The organism is Thermococcus sp. PK, from assembly GCF_000430485.1.
In the GTDB taxonomy this organism is placed as follows: Archaea; Methanobacteriota_B; Thermococci; order Thermococcales; family Thermococcaceae; genus Thermococcus_A; species Thermococcus_A bergensis.
The window spans coordinates 81622-102317 of sequence record NZ_KE387145.1; the positions used below are offsets into that span (position 1 = coordinate 81622).

Consider the following 20696-nt stretch of genomic DNA (forward strand, 5'->3'; position numbering starts at 1 on the left):
TCAAAATCTCACATCATCCCCGAGTCCACTCTTCTTCCAGACAACCTTTCCGTCTTTTCTAACGACAGCCAGGATTCTATGGTATGGAATCTGGGTGTCTTCAATGAAAAAATAGCCGTGACCAAGCTCTATGAGCTTAACTGGGATTTTCTTAACATTTCCATACGCGCCCCTATGCTCAATAACTAGGTAGTAATCATCCTCATTCTCTCTCGGGTCATATTTAATTTTGGAGAGAACCTCCTTGACGAAGCCCTTTCTCACTCAAAAGCCCCCAAAACGTTTTTAATTATTTCAAAGTTCTCCTTCCAGTTTTTTATAAGCCCTCCATGCCCCGGCAAAGCGATGTAAACGTCCAGTGCTTCCAGCTTCTTCAGGCTTCTTACCAATTCTTCAAAGCTCCCCGTGGGCAAATCCGTCCTTCCGACCGTGCCTTTAAATACGGTATCCCCTGTAAAAAGGACTTTTTCTTCTGGCTCATATAGACAGAGGCTTCCTGCAGTATGACCGGGTGTATAGATGACTTTAAGCCCCTTACTTCCGACCTTCAAAACGCTTCCATCATCAAGCCTTATATCAACACTATGCGGCATAAACCGTCTTCCATAGGCGTATGAGAGAATAATGTAGTCGTTTCCCTTTTCAATAGCCTCCGCTGTGAGAGTGTGGGCAGCAAAGAAAACTTCAATATCTCTCTCCTCCAAAAGCTCCTTAAACTTTCTATTTCCTCCAACATGGTCAAAGTGCTCATGCGTATTTAGAATCGTGACTCTTTCTAAACCCTCAAGGTAGCCTTCCCTATCAAACACCTCAAAATACCTGTGCCAGTAAACCCCTGTGCCAGTATCAACTATCAAGCCCTCTCTCCGATCTCGAAACAAATAGATGTTTGAATCATACCCTATCCCCTTGAACATTACCGTGTTTGGTGGGATTTCTATGGGAATCATTGTAATCACCTCAAAAAGGCTCGAGGGGGGACCGCCTCTTCATCTCGGGGGAGCAAGTCCCGTCAGGAGGGATGAATCTCTTCATCGCCTGAGACTTGATTATCTGGTTGGCAAATAAAGTTTTCCTTTCCACAGTATTTATTAAGCCAAAGTACCAACTTTTATTTAGGTGAACCAAATGAAAGCTGAGAGAGCAAAGGAAATTTTGGTCGAGCTTTTGAAGATTCCATCACCATCAGGGCAGGAAGATCGTCTTGCATTGCACATAATGGAGTTCCTCCACAGATTGGACTATGATGTTCACATAGAGAGCGATGGAAAGGTAATCGACCTCGTTGTAAACCCCGAGGCTGAGCTCTTCTTTGAAGTTCACATGGACACGATAGACGTAAGAGCCGAGCCTTTTGTCAGGGGAAATATCGTCTACGGTACGGGAGCTAGTGATGTTAAAGGCGGACTGGCAAGCGTTCTCCTAATGCTTGAGAGCCTCAAGAGGGATAAGCAAGACCTCAACGTCGGAGTTGTATTCGTGAGCGACGAAGAAAAAGGAGGAATGGGATCTGCCCTGTTTATGGAGCGCTACAAACCAAAGATGGCAATAGTAATAGAGCCAACAGACCTTGAAGTGCACATAGCTCATGCAGGAAACATAGAGGCTTACTTCGAAGTTGATGGTAAAGAAGCTCATGGAGCATGCCCTGAAAGCGGGATAAACGCCATAGACCAGGCTTACAAGATGATAGAAGAGCTCAAGGCCCTTGAACCCTTCAAGCAGAAGGGAAAGTACTTCGATGCCTACATAGGGCTGCAGGAGCTGATATGTGAGAACCCCTACTACCTAATTCCAGCCCTCTGCAAGGGAAGGTTTGAAGCGAGGCTCTTGCCTGACCAGGAAGTTGAGGACGTTCTGGACTTAATGGAACCCATCCTGGACGAATACACCCTCCGGTATGAGTACACGGAAATATGGGATGGCTATGAGCTTGATGAGAGCGAAGAGATAGTGCAGCTGGCTAAAAAAGCCATGGAAGAAGTTGATCTGGAAGACTTCGGAGGAATGAGAAGCTGGACGGATGCCATTAACTTCATGTACAACGGAACAAAGACGATTGTTTTCGGCCCCGGAAACCTCGACATTTCCCACACAAAGGGCGAAAGAATAGATGTCAGAGACGTGGTCAAGGCAAGCGAGTTTTTGAGGAAGGTCAACGAGATCTACGGGAGGAGCTGAGTTTGAAAAGGGCACTCTACAAATTTTTCGGTGCCCTCTTTTTGCTCCTGATTATTCTCTATGCAATTCCAATTCCAAGCACCGGGCAGGACGTAGAGGGGTTATCACTTCCAGAGAGCAAATTCATTGAGGTATGTGGGCTAAAGGTTCATTACGTGGAAAAGCCCGGTGAGGGAAACCTGCTTCTTTTGCATGGCTTTGGTGCCAGTACGTTTTCTTGGAGATACCTGCTCGAAAGTGACTTGAGAGTTAGAGTGGTGGCATTTGATCGCCCAGGTTTCGGGCTCACGGAAAGAAAAAATCCGAAAGAATTGCCCTGTAACCCTTATTCTCCAGAAGGAGCTGCGGAATTGACCTTAGAACTAATGGACAAGCTTGGAATGGAAAAAGCCATCCTAGTGGGTCATTCTGCCGGTGCCGGGATAGCCATTTTGGTGGCCATAAAAGCCCCAGAAAGAGTAGAAAAACTCGTCCTTGTATCCCCTGCATGGGGAGCAAGAAATCAGAGCACCCTTCAGAAGTTCGTATTTTCCCTTCCTTGGGCGGAAAAGTATTTCCCTCTGGTTCTTCGGCTTTCTGTTGGAAGACTTGAGAACATACTCGAAACTGCATGGTATAACAAGAGCAAGCTTACTGATGAAGTCCGGGAAGGATACAAAATGCCGCTAAAGGCTAAGGATTGGGACAAAGGTCTTTTCTGGGTAACCAAGTATAGCAGCTATCCAGATATAACCGAAGAACTCAAAAACCTGATGATTCCAACTTTAATAATCTACTGCAGGGAAGATGCAATAGTACCACTGGAAAGTGGCGAGAGACTACACAGTATTCTCCCAAACTCCCAGCTTGTTGTGATGGAAAAGTGCGGACATTTACCACATGAAGAAAAACCGGAAGAATTTTTGAAAATCTTAGAAGACTTTTTAGAGAGCTAACTACTCTTTCCAGAACTTTCTCGTCCTTATGTACCTTCTCTCAGCTTCCAAAAGAGCAACCAGAAGGGCTTCTCCCTTATACTGGCTCAAAATTCTTGCCGCGGTATCTGCCCCTACTCCATAGCTTGCGAGTGCTAAAACCGCATCAAAGCCATAAGCTTTTATTAAGTCGCTTGCCTTTATCAGTCTCCTATAGGCACTCTCCTCTTCTTTTTCAAGTTTCTCCCCTTTCTTGAGCTTCTTCAATGCAGAGACAAAAAGCTCCGCATCTATAGGATGCGCAACTGCAATCATCCTGGAAGAGCACTTGGGACACTGGAGATAATCCAAACGGTTCTTTAAGCGCAGAACTTTTGTGGTGCTCTTCCATCCGCAGTTGGTGCATATAAGCGCAATTTCCGTGTTGAGAAGCCTTTCCTTAAACAGCATCAGTATTTCGTCTTTCTCAAGCTCTCCACTGACCAAAAACTCTCCACCGACGCTTAGGTTAATACTGCCAAGGGGTGAAGGCTCTCTTCTTAAAACACCCTTTACCCGGATTTTTCCCTCTTTGATTGCTTTCAGAACCTCTTCAGCTCTTTTTACGTCTATCTTGTCATGGAAAAGCTCATTTAATGTTTCCTTTTCAATCACTGTTCCTTCAAAGAGCCTCTCAACCTTTCTTATCTTTGCATCTCTCCGCAATGCCCCAATTCTTTTCGCTACGTTTAACATTCTCCACCTGTAAGCCGGGCTGTCTCTCACTGCCTTAGAAAGAACAAAGGGAAGCGCCCTCGCATCTTGAAGGAGATACTCCTTAATCTCACCCGGATTGAGCTGGAAGGGCGAATTAATAACTATTACATGAGCCTGCGCCTTCATGGAGAAAACTTTTCCATATTTTGCAGCCAAGAAAGCCAAAAGAAACCTTCCGATGGCTTCGTTAGCTTTGTTTCCAAAATCTGCATGGATAATTAACGCCTTTGGGAGGGATTCTACTCCAATGTCCCTGTCAGTGCCCAAAGGCTCCTGCTTCTTTAGGATTGAAAGGGCAAGGTCGAGTTCCTCATCGTTGAAATCGACCTTGGAGATAAATGCCTTACCGGAGTTAAAATCGAAAAGAAGCTCTCTTTTTAGCCTTCCAACGTCCTGGGCCACTTCAAAGGGGACGGGAATCATTTCTCCTTCCCAGCTCGGTACAGCACTTTCCAGACTCTTGCTTTCCCTTACTTTCAGCAGCCTCGACTCTTCATCAATCCCCAGCAGAATCCAGCTCCTGCCGTGCATTATAAACTCCATGCCCTCTTCAAGATCCATAACAAAGCTCTCGTCCAAGCGGCCAATTATCCTCCCGCTTTTTATGTCGAAAACTCTATAGCTGATCTCATCCGGAATCGTGGAAAGGTTCTCGTAATAATACCGATAAGCTCCTCTCCTCAGGTAGAGAAGGCCCTTCTCTTCATCATAGCCGATTAAACCTGCCTCACTCAACATGTTCAAAACTTCGCCATACTCCTCCCACTTCAGATTCCTGTAGGGATAAGCCCTCTTTGCGATCTCAAAGGGAACTTCCTTTGGCAATCTTCTGTGTTCTATTAAAAGGCCCACAATAAAATGCCCGAGAACGTCAAGGGCGTTTTCATATGGCTTCACTGCCTCAAGCTTGCCTTCAAGTGCCCTCTGAGCTATTACCAGGCTTTCAAGATAATCCTCAACATTTGTGGCAATGATGTAGCCCTCACTAACCTCCCCCGCCCTGTGCTTAGCTCTACCTATTCTCTGAATAAGCCGGTTTACTTGTCTTGGGCTCATATATTGGATTACAACGTCCACATCTCCGATATCAATTCCAAGCTCCATGGAAGATGTGCACACGAGGGCTTTTATCTTGCCTTCTTTCAAAGCCCTCTCTGCAATTATCCTCGCTTCTCGTGAAAGACTGCCATGATGAACTTCTGCCGGTTTGCCCCACGCTTTCAATCGGTGGGCAAGAATCTCAGCGAACTGCCTCGTGTTTGTGAAAATCAATGCTCTCTCATGCTTTTCCACTATCTCCCAGAGAACCCTCAGCCTTGTGGCAACGTCGAGAGAAATGCTTAAGCTGTTGGAGAGCTCAAGATCTTTCTCATCAGGCTGCGGAAAGAGGACTTTAATTTTGTAGTCCTTTTCAATCTTTGGCTTTACGACAACATCGGCTTTGAGCCATGCTTTGATTTCCTCTTCGTTCCCAACGGTTGCCGAAAGGCCAATTCTCTGAAAATCTGCAACTTCAGCAAGCCTCTCGAGGGACAGGCTGAGCTGGACGCCCCTTTTGTTGTCAACAAGCTCCACTATCTCGTCAATCACCACAAACTTAATGTTTTTGAGGGCTTTTCGAAAAGACTTCATCGTGAGTATTACTCCGAGCGTTTCGGGGGTTATGATGAGCAGGTGGGGAGGGTTTTTCACCTGCTGGGCTTTTTTGTACGATGATGTGTCCCCATGTCTGACCTCCACATTGAGTCCGAGCTTTTCCCCCCACCACAGCAATCTATCCAGTAAGTCCCTATTGAGGGCTTTCAATGGAGCAATGTAGAGAGCAGAAACAGGGGCCAATCCTTCTTCTAAAATTGCGTTAAAAACAGGAAGCACAGCAGCCTCGGTTTTTCCACTTCCTGTGGGTGCTACGATTAAAACGCTCTTCCCTGAGCTAACTTCTTCAAAAGCCCTTATTTGGAGCTCATTAAGGCCCCCGAACTTTTCTTCTATGGCCTTTTTTAAAAGTGGATGCATGTTAAGAATTCATGAGGAGTGTTTATAACTCTAACCTAAACCTGTGCCCTATAGCTTATTCTGACAGTATCGTTCTCTTTAGACAAAGCTCCTTTGCCTAATCATATGCCCGCCCAATGTAATTCTCAAAGTCCTCAGATTTCCGCAGGTGTATTTAGCCTCGTTTGGATTGCCGGAACAACAGCATTCTTTCTACACTCTTCCAAATCATATCTTTAATTCCTGACCAATTATTAACTTTTATAAACCATATATCAACCGATACATCGGTGATGAAAATGAAAGTTGCGAGAAACGAGGGAACCTATGACATTGCCTATGCCAAGAGGGCAATGCTGGTCGTGGTAATCCTTCCTCTGCTAGTTATGTACACCGAAGCAATGCTGACTCCAGCATTACCAACAATACAGAAAGAGTTTGGAGTAAACCCCTCAAAAACGGTAGCACTTCGAAGGATCGACCCATATAAGCCCAGTATAGTCCTTCCCTCAAAATTTCACCTAAAATTTCGATTTCAGAATAGCCCATTTCTTTTTCTTTATCGATTGGTTTCCCACTCCCCCCTCATGAGTATCACCGTCTTAACCTTGCCTACAGGTAAAATTGGATTTTCGGTTTATTTTTTGTCAAATGTTCAAGCTTTATGTCGAGAATTGACGAGCCTTTGGATAACAAGTTAAATCCTAAAAAGCCGGGTAGTTAAAATATTTAAAAAGTGTTCAAACGCTTTTTCCCGATTTCTGCGCTATTTTAAAAGCTGTCATGCCAGTTATATTGGAACATGGCTCTCTTTTCAAGTTTCATGAGGTTATATGCGTCACAAAGCAATTTTAACGTGCATTAAGTACTTAGTTTTCCTTTAGGTCTTGTTTTGGCCCGGTATAACTACGCCTAGTTTTACAGAAGCGTAACTCTTAAATAGGTCTTTTGATGTATATTCTTATGCCATTATACACTAAGGCATGCAGTATTGAAGGAAAAATGTAAGGAGGCCGAAGTGAATGAAGAAAAAATTGAAAATGTTTTTTGCAATTTTGTTGTTGTTAAGTTTGATAGCAAGCCCAGTAGCTAGGCCAGTTGCTGCAGCAGAGGACGACAAAGTCCTGAAGACTGTTATATACTCTTCAACTGGTGCCCTCTTCATGGGTGTCTGGAACCCAAGCTCCAACGGTTACCGTGACACTTATTCAAGGAGAATTGCAGACCTCGTCTTCGACAGTGGTTTCCCCTACGGAATTGATGGTGTCCCACACCCGTATCACTGCCACGTCGTCGATTACAAGAGCGACGTGACGGTGCCGGAGGATGCAGTAATCTTTAACTCAACCACGGACACTTGGGTTGCCGCTCACGCCGGCGAAACTGCCAAGACCTACGTGAGAATCGAGTGTGACAGGCCGTACTTCCACACTGGCCACAAGGTTAGCGCAGCAGACGTCATGTACAGCCTCGCCTGGGAGTGGGAGTGGATTAACCAGGACGGTGACGACGACCCATACTACGATACCAGTGAGGCTGATTGGAGTGGCGAGCGCATGAACACCATTCTCGGTCTCAAGCTCGTCGAGCAGACTGATGACAGGATGGTCTTCGACGTTTACCACAACTACTTCTTCCCCGCCAGCGAAATAATGACTGCAGCCTACGTTGTTCCGTTCACTGGAACTCCCTGGCAGCTCTGGTATGCGATGAGCGAGCTCGTCGCTCACAACGAGAAGTACTCCTGGAGTGAATCAACTGAAACTGTAGAACAGCTTGACCAGATCAACCCCAACCACGCTCAAGCCATAAAAGAGAAGCTTCTCGAGCTCAAGAACACCAAGCCAATTCCAGAGTTCCTCAAGGAGTATATTGAGGATGAAAATGCCGCCAAGAGTGTTTATGATGCAATAGCCAGCTTTATTGACGAATATGGTCATGCCGTCATTGGCCAAGGCCCATACTATGTAGCTGAATACCAGCCGGAGAACCTTTATCTGAAGCTTGAGAAGTTTGACAAGTGGACTGTCCCAGCATTTGCGGAAGACCAGTACAGGGTTGAGCCATATTTTGAGACCATTGAGATTTATGGTCTCCAGAACCCTGACACTGCCATCTTGGAAGTCGCCAGGGGCACTTATGATATCCTGTGGTATCCATTCCCAGCCTACAAGTTTACCGGCCTTAGCGAGGAGCAAAGGAAGAGCATTGACCTTTATAAGAGTACCTCTGCATTCGGTGACCTTGTTTTCAACCCAGTTCACGACCCAGATAACCCATACGTGATTACTGTTGGTGACAAGAAGTACTTCAACCCATTTGCAGTTAGGAAGGTTAGGTTTGGTCTCCAATACCTTATAAGTAGGGCACACGTTACCCAGAACATCTTCCAGGGTAGTGCTGGTGCAATGTACACCCCATGGGTATCCAGCGAGACTGGTTATGAGTACATCCAATCAGTTGTTGAGGCTTACGACCTCTCTGAACAACCCGACGAAGCGTTCGCACTTCAACTGATTGAGGAAGGAATGCAAGAGGCTGCACAAGAGCTTGCTAAGATGGGATACAAACTTGAAAAAGTTAACGGTAAGTGGTACTTCGAAGGTGAGCCAGTAAAGATCGTTGGTATTGGTCGTACCGAAGACGAGAGAAAAGACATTGCTCTATATGTAGTTAATGAAATTCTACCAAAGGCAGGTATTGAAGCAGAGGCAAAGATTATGGACAGACGAACTGCGAACGGTATGGTTTACACCGCTGACCCAAGCTCCTACCAGTGGAACTTCTACACCGAGGGTTGGGTTTCCTCAACCAACGTGAAGTTCTCAATAGGCAGAATCATGCAGTACTATTCAAGCAGCTGGTATGCTCCGGGCCGTGTAGGCTGGAAGTGGAGCCCAGAGAACACCCAAAGAGCCACACTTGAAGAAGTTCTTAAGTACCTTGGTGGCGGGGATATTGCTACGGGTCTAAGCAAACTCGGTCTTGACTACTACAACACAATTGACAAGATTCAGCCCCTCCTCAACTGGACTGCCGACGACTTTGCTGTTGTTATACTCGCGGGTGAGAACAAGGGCGTAAAGATGGATAGCGAGGGCAAGTACTGGGATTTCAACAGACTCGGCACTGCCATCGGTATCTACGAAAGCTATAGGGTCTTCCTCTATGAGAACTGGGAGTTCTATGCCGTGAATAAGAGGGTTAAGATTGAAATCGTTGACCCAGTTGCAGGTCTTGCGGCCTCGTGGTCTCTCAGAAGTGCTAAGCTAGCAAGCCCGCCAACAACTACTACACCTACCACAACCACTCCAACCACCACAAGCTCCTCAAGCCCAACAGAAGAAACTGGAGGAATTTGTGGTCCAGCGGCAATCGTAGCCCTTGCAGTTATCCCGCTCCTTCTCAGAAAGAAGAAGTGAGGTTTCCTCTTTTCTTTAAATTTTATCTTTTTGTAACGTTGTCTATGTGGTACTCTTCTGATAGTCTCGCGATAAACAAGTTATGTACTCACGTTTGCTTTGTTTAGGCAAATTCTTAGTGAAATGGTCAGATGTATCCATTGATGTTATTTGGATATGATAATGATGATAGTTGTTGATCCAAAAAGTATTTAAAGAAAGTTTTACAGAACAGAAAAAGATGATGATCAAAAATGAGTCCCATAGTACAACAAAAGTATAGGAGGGAACTGGATGGGGTTTGGTAGATATTTGGTCATTAGGATACTAAACGCTCTTGTAGTTTTAGCCATAGTTACACTTGTGATGTCGGCCCTTTTCGTTAAGGTCGCTGAAAAAGACTTGGAGAACACAATAGTTCAACAAGTGAATGCTGAATTCCAAAGCCTCCAACAACGGGGGAGAATTCCTGATGATCCAGATGCCTGGAGAGAGGGAAGAATTGCGCACTACAGAAGTCAGTATCACCTCGATAAACCATACTGGTGGAGAGTTCAGTACTACTTCAAAAACACTATAACCCTTAACTTTGGAAAAACTAAAAACCCAGTTTTTGGATCTGAAAAGGACGTTATGGCAATTCTCAAGGTAGCTATTCCCCGTACAATCCAGCTTTTTACTACAGCACAGATAATCATTATAACCCTTGGAATACTCCTTGGCGTGAAAGCAGCCCAGATGGTTGGCAGCTTCTTTGACAGGGCACTTTCAGTCTTAGCATTAATTATGAGCAGTATTCCAATGTGGTGGTTTGGAATGATAATGCTACTCATATTCTCATTTAAGTTAGGCTGGTTCCCATCTAGGGCAATTCCAGACCCTAACCTTACGGGTTGGGCTCATATAGTTGATCTTCTCAAGCGTATGACCCTTCCCGTAGCTACAATTGTTATAGTTTCCTTTGGAGCTTGGGCATGGGTTATTAGAAACATTATGATAGGTACAATGCAGGAAGACTTTATAATGGCTGCAAGGGCAAAGGGTGTGCCTGAAAGAAAGGTAATATATGGTCACGCTCTTAGAGCCGCTGCACCACCAGTTGTAACCATGATTATCTTCAGTCTACTTGGTTCTCTTGGAGGTGCTATAATTACAGAGAGCGTCTTTACCTGGCCAGGAATGGGTAGGGTTTATTGGATTGCTATCGAGACCAACGAGACAAATCTTATTATGGGTCTAACTTTCGTAAACGTGCTACTTTACCTTAGCGGAGTAATTCTTGCAGATTTGACTTATGGATTCCTTGATCCAAGAGTCAAAGTCGGTGCTTCACAAAACGTGTGAGGTGAGAAGTAATGAGATGGGTTGATGTTAAAGACTCACTTTCGGAGTTCTGGTATGATTTCAGAAGACAAAAATCTGGTCTACTTGGTATAGTGTTGCTCTTCCTGTTTGTATTTACTGCCGCTGCAGCCCCGATATTAACCTCCCCCGACATTCCTGAGAAGTGGCAGGGTTTTTGGTTAGACAATCCCAAAAATGTGCCTCCTACTTGGATTAATGCCTTATCAAGTCAAAAAATGGCTACCCCCTTAGCAATAACGGGCGATGAACTCCAAAACTTAATCACCAAGACAGATTCAGGGTATCTCATAAAGGTATCCTACAACAACGAGTATGATATTCCCCCACAGGATATTGTAATAAAGGATCTTGCCGGGGATGCCTCTGGAGGTAAGCTTTCCATTAGTGTTATGGTGGAGAGGCCAGATGGCCGTAAGATAACACTGCTGGAAAACTACAAGTTTTCCGGTAGTCTTGTCCTTCAGCTGGGGTCTCATCCTCAAGTTAGAGACAACTTGATCAAGTGGATTAAGTCAGAGGGCATTTATGTTGATCCCATTCAAGAATTCCAGTATAAAACTCTCATGGACGCGACTAAAGTTATCTTCGGAGAACTCAATGAGAATATCCTTGAGGCACCTACGCCACTTACCGGCACATACACATTCACAATCCTCGTAAATGTTCCGGAAGGAAGCAGTGTGTCCTTTGAGAATGCCAAAATTATTTTCACAGGAAGAACCTACGGTAAGCTTGGAACAGATTTTAAGGGCAGAGATTTACTTGCGGGTATTATCTGGGGTTCGAGAGTGTCTCTTGTGATCGGTATATCAGTGGCAGTGTTTAGTGTCATAGTGGGAATATTTTATGGTGTTACAAGTGCATACCTTGGAGGATGGAGTGACGAACTTATGATGAGGTTCCAAGAATTCATGGCGTCAATTCCAAGCCTTCCGATACTTATACTTATGGGTGCTTACTTTGGAGGCCACATAAAGCTTTGGCAGATAGTAGTACTGCTTGTACTCTTTGGATGGGTAGGAATAGCGAGAGTTGCTAGAAGTATGGCACTCCAGATTAAAGAGCAGACGTACGTTGAGGCCGCGAAGGCACTTGGTGCTGGAACTGGAAGAATAATCTTCAAGCACATGGTGCCGCAACTTCTTCCATATGCATTCGCCCAGATGGCACTCAGTGTCCCAAGTGCAGTCCTTTCGGAGGCATCTCTTAGCTTCCTTGGATTAGGTGATCCAACTGCAGTTACATGGGGACAAATACTCCACGACGCACAAGTTGCAGGTGCTGCGGTGAATGGGTACTGGTGGTGGGTTATTCCACCTGGACTTGCAATAGCTCTAGTTGGATTGACTTTCGTACTTATCGGTACTGCCCTTGACAGAGTGCTTAACCCAAGACTGAAGAGGCTATGAGGTGGTGGTAAAAATGACAAATGTCCTTGAAGTTCGCAACCTTAAGATGTATTACTTCACTAACAGGGGTATGGTGAGAGCAGTCGATGACATAAGCTTTGACCTCAAGAAAGGAGAGGTTCTAGGACTTGCAGGTGAGAGTGGATGTGGAAAATCATCGCTTGGTTTCACTTTAATGGGAATGCCCACTCCACCAGGAAAAATCGTTGGAGGAAGCATCAAGATTGACGGCAGAGAGATAGTTGGATTACCCGAAGATGTCCTCAGGAAAGAAATTAGGTGGCAGAAAATCTCAATGATATTCCAGGGTGCCATGAACGCTCTAAACCCAGTTTATACCATCGGATACCAAATGATAGAACCACTAATATATCACAAAGGCATGTCAAAGGAAGAAGCCTTAGATAGAGCCATGAGATACCTAGAGCTAGTTGGACTTGCCCCGGAGATAGTTTATAGATATCCACACGAGCTCAGTGGTGGAATGAAGCAGAGAGTTGTTATTGCTACTGCATTGCTCCTCGAACCAGAAGTCGTCATTGCGGATGAGCCAACGACAGCTTTGGACGTAGTTGTCCAAGCTCAGATCATAAACCTTATGAAGAAGCTGAAAAAAGAACTGGGTCTATCGATGATATTCATTACCCACGATCTGAGCATTCTTGCGGAGATAAGCGATAGAGTGGCAATAATGTATGCAGGAAAAATAGTGGAAATTGGAGACAGCGAAAAGATATACTATGAACCAGCTCATCCGTATACCCAAAAACTCCTAGCAGCAATCCCAAGATTGCATGAGGATGTCGAGAGGCTCGAGTTTATACCCGGACAACCACCCAACCTAATACACCCACCCAGTGGATGTCGCTTCCACCCAAGATGTCCATACGCAACGCAACAATGTAAAGAGCAAATCCCAGAAATGAAGAAAGTTGATAAAGATCACTATGCTGCATGCTGGTTGTTGTGAGGGATGAAAAATGGCGGAACCTGTGTTAAAAGTTGAGAACCTCAAGAAATACTTCCCTGTTAGGAGAGGATTCCTAGCAGGACTTAGAGGAGAGCCCCCTAGGTTCGTCAGAGCGGTAGATGGCGTTAGCTTTGAAGTTTACAAACAGGAAGTCTTTGCACTGGTAGGAGAGAGTGGATGTGGAAAAACGACCACTGGAAAACTAGTAATGAAGCTGTTAGAACCCACAGATGGAAAGATTTATCTTGAGGGACAGGATGTAACAGAACTCAAAACTCAAGAGGAGATTAAGGCATATAGAAGAAAAGTCCAGATGGTCTTTCAGGATCCATTCTCCTCAATGAACCCGAGGTTCAGAATATACGATGTATTGGAAGAACCACTCCTTATTCACGGAATCGGTGAAACAAGAGCAGAGAGAGAAGAGCTCATCTACAAGGCGCTTGAAATGGTCAAAATCGTTCCACCCGAAGACTATGTGGGAAGACACCCACACATGCTCTCGGGAGGTCAGAGACAGAGAGTAGCTATCGCAAGAGCTTTAATCCTTAATCCAACGTTTATAGTGGCTGATGAGCCGGTTTCAATGCTTGATGTTTCAATTAGAGCAGAGGTTCTTGAATTAATGAAAGAGCTCAAAGAAAAGATGGGTGTTACATACCTCTACATCACCCACGACCTCTCAACAGCCAGATACTTCGCTGACCATATCGCCGTTATGTACTTGGGAAGAATCGTCGAAATGGGGCCTGCAAAAGTAGTAATTGACAACCCAATACACCCCTACACAAGAGCCCTACTTGCAGCGGTACCAGAGCCAATTCCAGAGAGAAGAAACATAATCAAAGAGATTCCAATTAAGGGTGAAGTTCCAAACGCTGCAAACATTCCTCCGGGCTGCAGATTCCACCCAAGATGTCTTTACATGGAGAAAGGACTCTGTGATACCAAACATCCACAACTGATAGAATACGAGCACAACCACTGGGTTGAGTGTCACTTAGCTGGAAAGTATTAATCTTTATATTTCCACTTTTCTTTCTTAGTTTGAGGGTGATCTTAATGACTAAACTTCGAGATGGTCTTACTTATCCTCCAATCAAAGTGGGATTCATATTGCTTTTTATAGCGCTTGTAATGTCTTTGGGGGCATCGTATAATGTTCTCAGAGAAGAAACTTGGACTGGGACGTGGAAACCCGGTAACTACACTCTGGGGGGAGAAATGGAAGACTTTATTGATGTTGTTAATAGAACTCTTGAGATGTCCTCTGATAATGCATTGGTCAGGATAATTGCAGATGGTAACGGGGCAAGTTATACTTTGACAGGGAATAGCAAACTGCTCACTCTTGACTCTACTTCAAGAGTGTTGATCTTTGTCGAAAGTGGGGAGGTCACGTACTCTTATACTGTAAAATGGGTCGATTACCCCTATGCCTATCTAAGCTTTCCCGCCCTTTTCATAATGATAGTGGGAAGTGTCTTAGCAATTAGGGGGTATTTCAGTTTTCTAGAATCTTTAAAAGAAAACAAACTACAACAAAAACGGAGGAAGGAAAAATGAGGTTCTTAGACTACGAAAAAGTCATAAACATGTTGATTTCTTTTATCCAGGAAAAAGTTGAGGAATCCAAAGTCAAGGGAGTGGTTTTAGGAATCAGCGGCGGTGTAGACAGCGCAACCGTGGCTTATCTTGCCACAAAGGCACTTGGAAAAGAAAGGGTGCTTGGCCTTATTCTGCCCTACTACATAAATCAGGACGTTGATGATGCTTTGTTGGTATGTAAAGAACTTGGAATCGAGCACAAGCTCATCAACATAAAAGAAATAGTGGATCAGTTTGAAAAGAGCATTGGATTTGAGCTTGACAGAGTTTCCAAAGGGAATCTGATGTCAAGAACCAGGATGGTAATTTTGTATGCTTATGCGAACTCAAAAAATTATCTTGTTTTGGGAACCTCCAATAAAAGCGAATTCTTGACGGGGTATTTCACAAAATGGGGAGACGCAGCTAGTGACTATGCGCCCTTAATCAACCTTTACAAAACGGAAGTTTGGGAAATTGCCAAGAGGGTGGGAGTCCCTGAGAGGATAATAAATAAAAAACCAAGTGCCGGCTTATGGGAAGGACAAAGCGACGAAGATGACCTTGGAATCAGCTACCAGCTCCTCGACGAAATCCTCTATAGGCTAGTGGATTTAAAAATGGAAAAGAACAAAATTGCTGAAGAACTAAACGTGCCAATAGAGAAAGTTAAACATGTTGAGAATCTTGTCAAAAGAAGTGAGCACAAAAGGAGACTTCCAATAGGACCAGAAATTTAGCGGTGATATGCAGTGAAAAAGGGATACCTACTCGTCTTTTTAGCCGCGAGTATGTGGGGAACCCTTGGTATTTTTGCTAAACTGCTCTATGGCTTTGGATTGGATCCTTTTACGATAACATTCTACAGGGCAATCATAGCGTTTGGACTTCTTTTTGTGTATAATCTCTCCCAAGGTCTTCAGGTTAAAAAGCATAGATTGCCTTTTTATGCGTTTTATGGTTTTTTGCAGTGTTCTTGTTTTACATATTGTATTTCTACACTGTTAAAATTTCATCAGTGTCTTTGGCAGTCCTTCTACTGTATTCCGCCCCGGTTTATTCCACGATACTGGGATATTTCATTTTTGGTGAAAAAATCACTTCCATAAAGCTCGCAGCACTTCTAATGGCAATAATGGGGGTCCTTCTAGTTGTTAATCCCAATGGGGAAAATGTGAGCAGGGTGGCCGTAGTACTGGGACTTTTATCGGGACTTACATATGCCCTCTATGGAATCCTAGCAAAACTTGCTGTAAGAAATGAAAAACCTGAAGAGGCTCTTCTTTACACAATAGGCTTTGGAGCTCTTTTCCTAGCGCCGTTTTCAAATTTTAAAATCCCTCTGTCTTCTTTACCCTACCTTTTTGGACTGGCGTTCTTCCCAACATTCTTAGCATATATTTTATACAACACCGCACTTAAAGAAATAGAAGTCAGCAGAGCATCGATAATTGCTACAGTGGAACCTGTAGTTGCCTTACTTCTCGCATATTTCCTGTTCCACGAAATCCTAACAACCAAACAAGTGATTGGAGCCATATTAATAATTTTAGGTTCTCTCATGCTCCACATAGAAGAAAGAAATGAGAAAGATCAAACATAGAAGTAGCGCTCAAGTTCCCATTCTGTAACCTTTATTGTCCTTCTGTTAATCCCGTTCTTTTCTAAGTATCTCTGATAGGCCTCCCATTCCTTTGTTTTGTATTCCATGAAGTTGTGATAAGCCTTTCCAAGGACATCTCTAATTACTTTGTCCCTCTTTAGTTCTCCGAGGGCTTCTTCCAAAGTAGTAGGCAAAACATCTATTCCTAGAGACCACCTTTCTTTTTCTCCCATCTCATATACGTTCTCTTCCACATAAGCAAACGGTTCGATTTTATGCTTTATTCCATCAATACCAGCCATTAAAATAACTGCAAACGCAAGGTACGGATTTGCACTTGGGTCAGGACAGCGGTATTCTATCCTTGCCCCATTGCCCACATACGCAGGAACCCTTATTAGAGCACTCCTGTTTTTGTATCCCCACGAGATATATACTGGAGCCTCGTATCCTGGCACTAAACGTTTGTATGAGTTAACAGTGGGGTTAGTTACTGCCGTTAAAGCTTTTGCGTGCTTTAAAACGCCTCCAATGAAGTAAAGAGCATCGTCACTTAATCCTTTTTCTCCCCTGAAGATGTTCTCCCCATCTTGCCAGAGGCTTATGTGCATATGCATTCCATTGCCGGGCTTTCCGAAAAGGGGTTTTGGCATAAATGTGGCATAAAGGCCGTAACTTTCTGCAACTGCTTTAACTAAGTACTTGAACCTGACTATGTTATCGGCAGTTGTTAAGGCATCTGCAAAGCGGAAATTTATTTCATGCTGTCCCGGACCGACTTCATGGTGTAGAACTTCGGGGATTAACTTGAACGCAGGCATATAATGGGCTATGACTCTCTTCATTTCCCTCGCTTTGTCCAGATTAACAAGATCGAAATATCCTCCCCCATCAGGAAGCTTGAGCTCCCACGACCCGTTCTTCTCAAAGAGATAAAACTCCGGCTCAACTCCTATATAGGCTGTTATCCCCATCTTTTCCAGTTCTTCTACGACTGAACCAAGTATCCTTCTTGGATCAGCATAGTAGGGCTTTCCATCTTTGTAGATATATCCGAATACCTTTGCAATTCCTTCCCACGGGACTTCAACGTAAGTGGTAGGATCTGCTTTGAAAAGGAGGTCACTGTCCTCTAGTCCCTGAAATCCTGGAATTGAAGCCCCATCAAAGGATATTCCCTCAGTAACGGCCTCTTCATACCGTTCAATCGGAACCTCCATTCCTTTTGGGGCACCATTTATGTCAACAAAAATTAGTTGCAGAAACTTGGGCTTGTTTGAATCATATCTGATGAAGGATTTAATCTCGTTCATTTTTATCCCACCTATTTTGATAACATTTTCATTATTAAACATGCAACTTAATACAATATTCATAATATAAGCCTTTCTACTGAACTATTGGCAAAATGGCAATTAGGTTGGATTATATCACACACGTGTCTAAAAACTGTTTCGTTGGATGAAAATTTGATTCCCTCTTGTCTATGATGCTCGAAAGGAAAGTTTTTATTCTCTTCCACAAAGAAATAATACATGCCTACGGAAGACGAACTACTCCAGAAAGAACTCTCTCGTCTAAATTTCCACTTACCAAAAAGTAGAAAGAGCCTTAAGGTTCTCCTTGAGGAGGACGAGCCTAAAGTACAGCTTAGGGACGGCCAGTTTCATTTTTTCAAGAAAGACGAGTTGAAGTACCTCAGCACTTTACTCGATAGTGATGAACATGGGTCTCTTTCTCTGCCTATAATACTCGAAATTACTCCAACATGGCATGGCTACTTCAGGGTCAGGGGAAAAGCTGCGGTCAAGGTTATTGAAAAGATACTCGGAACCTACGATATGTTAGAAGAAAAAAGTGAAGTGATACTCCCCCGTTATCTCATTCCGGAAATTCGGAAAAAATTGCCTACAACAACGACCTATGCCTTTATAATAGACATGTTGGAGTAGGTTTGGTGAGTAATATGGATGAAAACAAAATTCTGCTCCATTATTACATGTTCACAATCCCCCATATAACAGTCTTTGCGGGAGCGGTATTGGGTATTCTTCTCATTTTACACGTTGACGTGAAGAAAGCACTTGGGATATTTGCTACGTTTTACGGTGTTTTACTCATTATAATAGCAGCATTAGTTAGAAACCAGTTTTCAAAATTAGCGTTATACAGAATAAGTTTGTTGTTTTTTATAGTATTCACACTTTTGGGCGTTTTATTGGTTATAATGTGAAACTTTATATTTGTCTGACTACAAATTATTTGGGGGAATGGTTATGAAGAGGATTATCTCAACTATTACCCTAATATTATTGATGCTATCTTCCTTGGTGTCTTCTCAGTATCTGTTTCTCTCGACAAGGGAAGATAGAGTCACTATAGTGTCAGGGGACTATAAAGAAGGCATTCTCACCATTATGAACAACGGAGACAAGGAATTTCAAGTGGTAAGCTACCGGAGATATTACGTAGTTGATGAAAACAATAGGGAGGTTTCTGGTATCAGCCTGGAGCTCTATAAACCCACGGGGGAACTTATATCTCCTGGAGTTATATATACATATTGGAAACCTAATGAAACAAGAACTTTACGATACAAAATCTATGTTAATGAAAGCGTAGAGGTGGGTAGGTATACTCTGTTCATAGTCTTTTGGGGGTTTTTGGGATCGGGAGAAACAGACATTATTACGGTCCCCATTTCACTTGAGATTACAGATATTCCGCTGGTAGTTAAAGAAACCACTGTGCAAATAAAAGAACGGGGAATTTCAACTTTTCACGTATTCAACGGAGAGACATTAGAAGTACACTCAACGATTTATAATCTCAAAAATTCCCCAGTATATGTGAGCGGAAGTTTGTATCTAGAGCAAAACGGAAAACACTATCTTAAGAAAGATATAGCAGTAACTCTCACACCGGGGGAGAACTTAGTTCAAGTGGGCATTTCAATCCCATATGAACTCCCTTCTGGAGAATACAAGTTAGTATATGTCCTTACATATCCAAAGGGGACGTATTTGTTCTCAAAGAATTTTTATGTGTACTTTGGAGTTGATTTAGTTGATATATCTCTAGAGAGAACTCAGATAATGGAAGACGAATCTAACACTGCTTATTTTACAATATTGTCTGAGAGGATTATCCCGGTGAATCTTACCCTTGAAGTATATGGGGCCAACAACGAGCGCATATACAACCAAACCGAGGAGATTATCCTTACTAAAGGGAGCAATATTGCGAAAATACAAATACCGCCTTTACCGCCGGGCAGCAGGAAAATAATAGGTAAAATATCTTTTGGACACATAGAACTCGATCAGGGCTCATCCAGTTACGAGGTCTTGGCATATCCAAGGATTGAAAATGTTTCTTATCAGAAGCTCTCACTAGCTCCAAATAAAGGGCAAGTAAAGTTTTTGGTAAAAATTAGCAATAGGAACCCTCGCGAGATAAAGGGAACATTATCCTACAGCTTCTTTGGCATTAACGGTACGATACTAAAAAGCTCTAAAGATATTACCCTATCTCCAGGGAACAATGAGGTGGAGTTCATCACAGAGCTGCCACTAGGAGAAATAGGTTATGAAACCCTAGTTCCCACCACCTGTGAAGTTGTATAATCTGTCCAGATTCACGGCCAGAATCGCCCCTAAAATCCTGACAACCAACCCCCTCAAACTAACACTCCTGCTCGGCCTCAGAAGAAACTCAGAAAACTTCGAAAACAAAGTCTCAATCCTCCTGCGAAAGTCAGACAAGTACTTGTAAAACTTCTTCTCCTCCAGATTACTAACCTGATTCTCCCGCTTCACCGGCGTGTAAACAACGCCAAACTTCAGGAATTCCTCCTGAAGTTCTCTACTAACGTAACCCTTATCCAAAAACAGAAAACAGCCAGAAAACTCCTCAACAATCACCCAGAACTTTTCCCGGACAACACTCACATCATGCTTATTCGCCGGATCAACAGACAGTAAAGCCAGCAAATTTCCATCAGAGTAACAGGTCAGCTTGTACCCATAGTAAAACTTTTTTTAGAGGGAACAAACCCAACTGCGGGCTTTTCAGAGATGATTTCTGAAGAACCCTTCTTCTCCTTCCTGTTTTTTCTGGCCAACTCCTTGGTCTGAATGGGCTTTGAGTCCAGTATTCTAACGTATTCTCTGGCGTGTTTTTTGAATAATTCTTCCTGCGCTAGGAGCAGGAGTTTTTCGTGCCTGTTCAAGCGTTCTGTTAGTTTGTTGTACCTGATTTTGGGGAACAGCTTCATTTCTTCGATTAGGACTCTGTAAGCGTGCTTGTAAACTCCGTTAAAGTGCAAGTGTGCTAGTATTGCGAAGGTTATTAGGTCGTAGAGGCTGATTATTTCCCTGTGAGTGTTTTTCGGGTAGTGTTTGCTGATTATCGGATAGATTTCGGATTTTATGATCAGGATTTCCTGCTGAAAGTTCATAACAACCACCAATCAACCAAAAGACTTAAGTGCTTATAACTCTAACGATCTAATGG

Annotated in this window: 18 protein-coding genes and 1 pseudogene; 14 read left to right on the forward strand and 5 right to left on the reverse strand. The window is 43.5% G+C overall.

Annotated elements, in window-relative coordinates; all coding sequences use genetic code 11:
* Together THEPK_RS00475 and THEPK_RS00480 are read right to left on the reverse strand one after the other, a co-directional pair.
* Positions 1 to 264 (reverse strand): DUF504 domain-containing protein, encoded by a 264-nt coding sequence (locus tag THEPK_RS00475; RefSeq protein WP_042696961.1) that lies wholly within the window; start codon positions 262 to 264, stop codon positions 1 to 3.
* Positions 261 to 950, reverse strand: a complete 690-nt coding sequence (locus THEPK_RS00480; RefSeq protein ID WP_042696964.1) for an MBL fold metallo-hydrolase — start codon at positions 948 to 950, stop codon at positions 261 to 263. Before THEPK_RS00480 ends, THEPK_RS00475 begins: the two co-directional genes overlap by 4 nt.
* Before the next feature lie 178 nt (positions 951 to 1128).
* Between THEPK_RS00480 and THEPK_RS00485 the strand changes: the two genes are divergently transcribed.
* A complete protein-coding gene (locus tag THEPK_RS00485) occupies positions 1129 to 2181 on the forward strand; it encodes a M20/M25/M40 family metallo-hydrolase (protein WP_042696966.1) in 1053 nt (350 codons plus the stop codon).
* 2 nt (positions 2182 to 2183) lie between these two features.
* Positions 2184 to 3116, forward strand: a complete 933-nt coding sequence (locus THEPK_RS00490) for an alpha/beta fold hydrolase (protein WP_052315861.1) — start codon at positions 2184 to 2186, stop codon at positions 3114 to 3116.
* Here the strand turns inward: THEPK_RS00490 and THEPK_RS00495 are convergent, their stop codons facing one another.
* A complete protein-coding gene (locus tag THEPK_RS00495) occupies positions 3117 to 5867 on the reverse strand; it encodes a DEAD/DEAH box helicase (RefSeq protein WP_042696969.1) in 2751 nt (916 codons plus the stop codon).
* 278 nt (positions 5868 to 6145) lie between these two features.
* On the opposite strand from THEPK_RS00495, the gene THEPK_RS13510 reads away from it, so the two are divergent.
* From THEPK_RS13510 to THEPK_RS00540, 9 genes and pseudogenes are all read left to right on the forward strand, one after another.
* Positions 6146 to 6547 carry a hypothetical protein gene (locus THEPK_RS13510; protein ID WP_042696972.1) on the forward strand — a complete coding sequence of 134 codons (402 nt, stop codon included), beginning with the start codon at positions 6146 to 6148 and terminating at the stop codon, positions 6545 to 6547.
* A gap of 321 nt (positions 6548 to 6868) precedes the next feature.
* Positions 6869 to 9268 (forward strand): ABC transporter substrate-binding protein, encoded by a 2400-nt coding sequence (locus THEPK_RS00505; RefSeq protein WP_042696975.1) that lies wholly within the window; start codon positions 6869 to 6871, stop codon positions 9266 to 9268.
* 273 nt (positions 9269 to 9541) lie between these two features.
* The gene (locus THEPK_RS00510; protein ID WP_042696978.1) at positions 9542 to 10591 is read left to right on the forward strand and encodes an ABC transporter permease; all 1050 of its coding nucleotides are present in this window, start codon (positions 9542 to 9544) and stop codon (positions 10589 to 10591) included.
* 11 nt (positions 10592 to 10602) lie between these two features.
* Positions 10603 to 12021 carry an ABC transporter permease gene (locus THEPK_RS00515; RefSeq protein WP_042696982.1) on the forward strand — a complete coding sequence of 473 codons (1419 nt, stop codon included), beginning with the start codon at positions 10603 to 10605 and terminating at the stop codon, positions 12019 to 12021.
* A 13-nt stretch (positions 12022 to 12034) separates the two neighbouring features.
* Positions 12035 to 12991 carry an ABC transporter ATP-binding protein gene (locus tag THEPK_RS00520; protein ID WP_042696985.1) on the forward strand — a complete coding sequence of 319 codons (957 nt, stop codon included), beginning with the start codon at positions 12035 to 12037 and terminating at the stop codon, positions 12989 to 12991.
* Between the two features lie 10 nt (positions 12992 to 13001).
* A complete protein-coding gene (locus THEPK_RS00525; RefSeq protein WP_042696987.1) occupies positions 13002 to 14009 on the forward strand; it encodes an ABC transporter ATP-binding protein in 1008 nt (335 codons plus the stop codon).
* Between the two features lie 44 nt (positions 14010 to 14053).
* On the forward strand, positions 14054 to 14557 hold the full coding sequence (locus tag THEPK_RS00530; protein WP_042696989.1) for a hypothetical protein: 504 nt from the start codon (positions 14054 to 14056) through the stop codon (positions 14555 to 14557).
* On the forward strand, positions 14554 to 15318 hold the full coding sequence (locus THEPK_RS00535) for an NAD+ synthase (RefSeq protein WP_042696992.1): 765 nt from the start codon (positions 14554 to 14556) through the stop codon (positions 15316 to 15318). The genes THEPK_RS00530 and THEPK_RS00535 overlap by 4 nt, the downstream gene beginning before the upstream one ends.
* A gap of 12 nt (positions 15319 to 15330) precedes the next feature.
* Positions 15331 to 16181, forward strand: a pseudogene (locus THEPK_RS00540) (DMT family transporter).
* On the opposite strand, the gene glnA reads toward THEPK_RS00540, so the two are convergent.
* Positions 16172 to 17494 (reverse strand): type I glutamate--ammonia ligase, encoded by a 1323-nt coding sequence (gene glnA / locus THEPK_RS00545; RefSeq protein ID WP_042696995.1) that lies wholly within the window; start codon positions 17492 to 17494, stop codon positions 16172 to 16174. The pseudogene THEPK_RS00540 and the gene glnA overlap by 10 nt on opposite strands.
* A gap of 222 nt (positions 17495 to 17716) precedes the next feature.
* On the opposite strand from glnA, the gene THEPK_RS00550 reads away from it, so the two are divergent.
* Genes THEPK_RS00550 through THEPK_RS00560 form a run of 3 tightly spaced genes read left to right on the forward strand, consistent with a single transcriptional unit; the run spans position 17717 to position 19807 of the window.
* On the forward strand, positions 17717 to 18133 hold the full coding sequence (locus THEPK_RS00550) for a DUF61 family protein (protein ID WP_042696998.1): 417 nt from the start codon (positions 17717 to 17719) through the stop codon (positions 18131 to 18133).
* Between the two features lie 14 nt (positions 18134 to 18147).
* Entirely contained in the window at positions 18148 to 18414 is a 267-nt protein-coding gene (locus THEPK_RS00555; protein ID WP_042697000.1) for a hypothetical protein, read from the forward strand.
* A 43-nt stretch (positions 18415 to 18457) separates the two neighbouring features.
* Positions 18458 to 19807 carry a COG1361 family protein gene (locus THEPK_RS00560; protein WP_198011266.1) on the forward strand — a complete coding sequence of 450 codons (1350 nt, stop codon included), beginning with the start codon at positions 18458 to 18460 and terminating at the stop codon, positions 19805 to 19807.
* On the opposite strand, the gene THEPK_RS12425 is transcribed toward THEPK_RS00560, so the two are convergent.
* A protein-coding gene (locus THEPK_RS12425; RefSeq protein ID WP_156882084.1) for an IS982 family transposase occupies positions 19778 to 20649 on the reverse strand; the annotation gives its coding sequence in 2 pieces (ribosomal slippage) (positions 19778 to 20223 and positions 20223 to 20649; 873 coding nt in all). The two genes, THEPK_RS00560 and THEPK_RS12425, sit on opposite strands and share 30 nt — an antisense overlap.
* Positions 20650 to 20696: the final 47 nt, after the last annotated feature.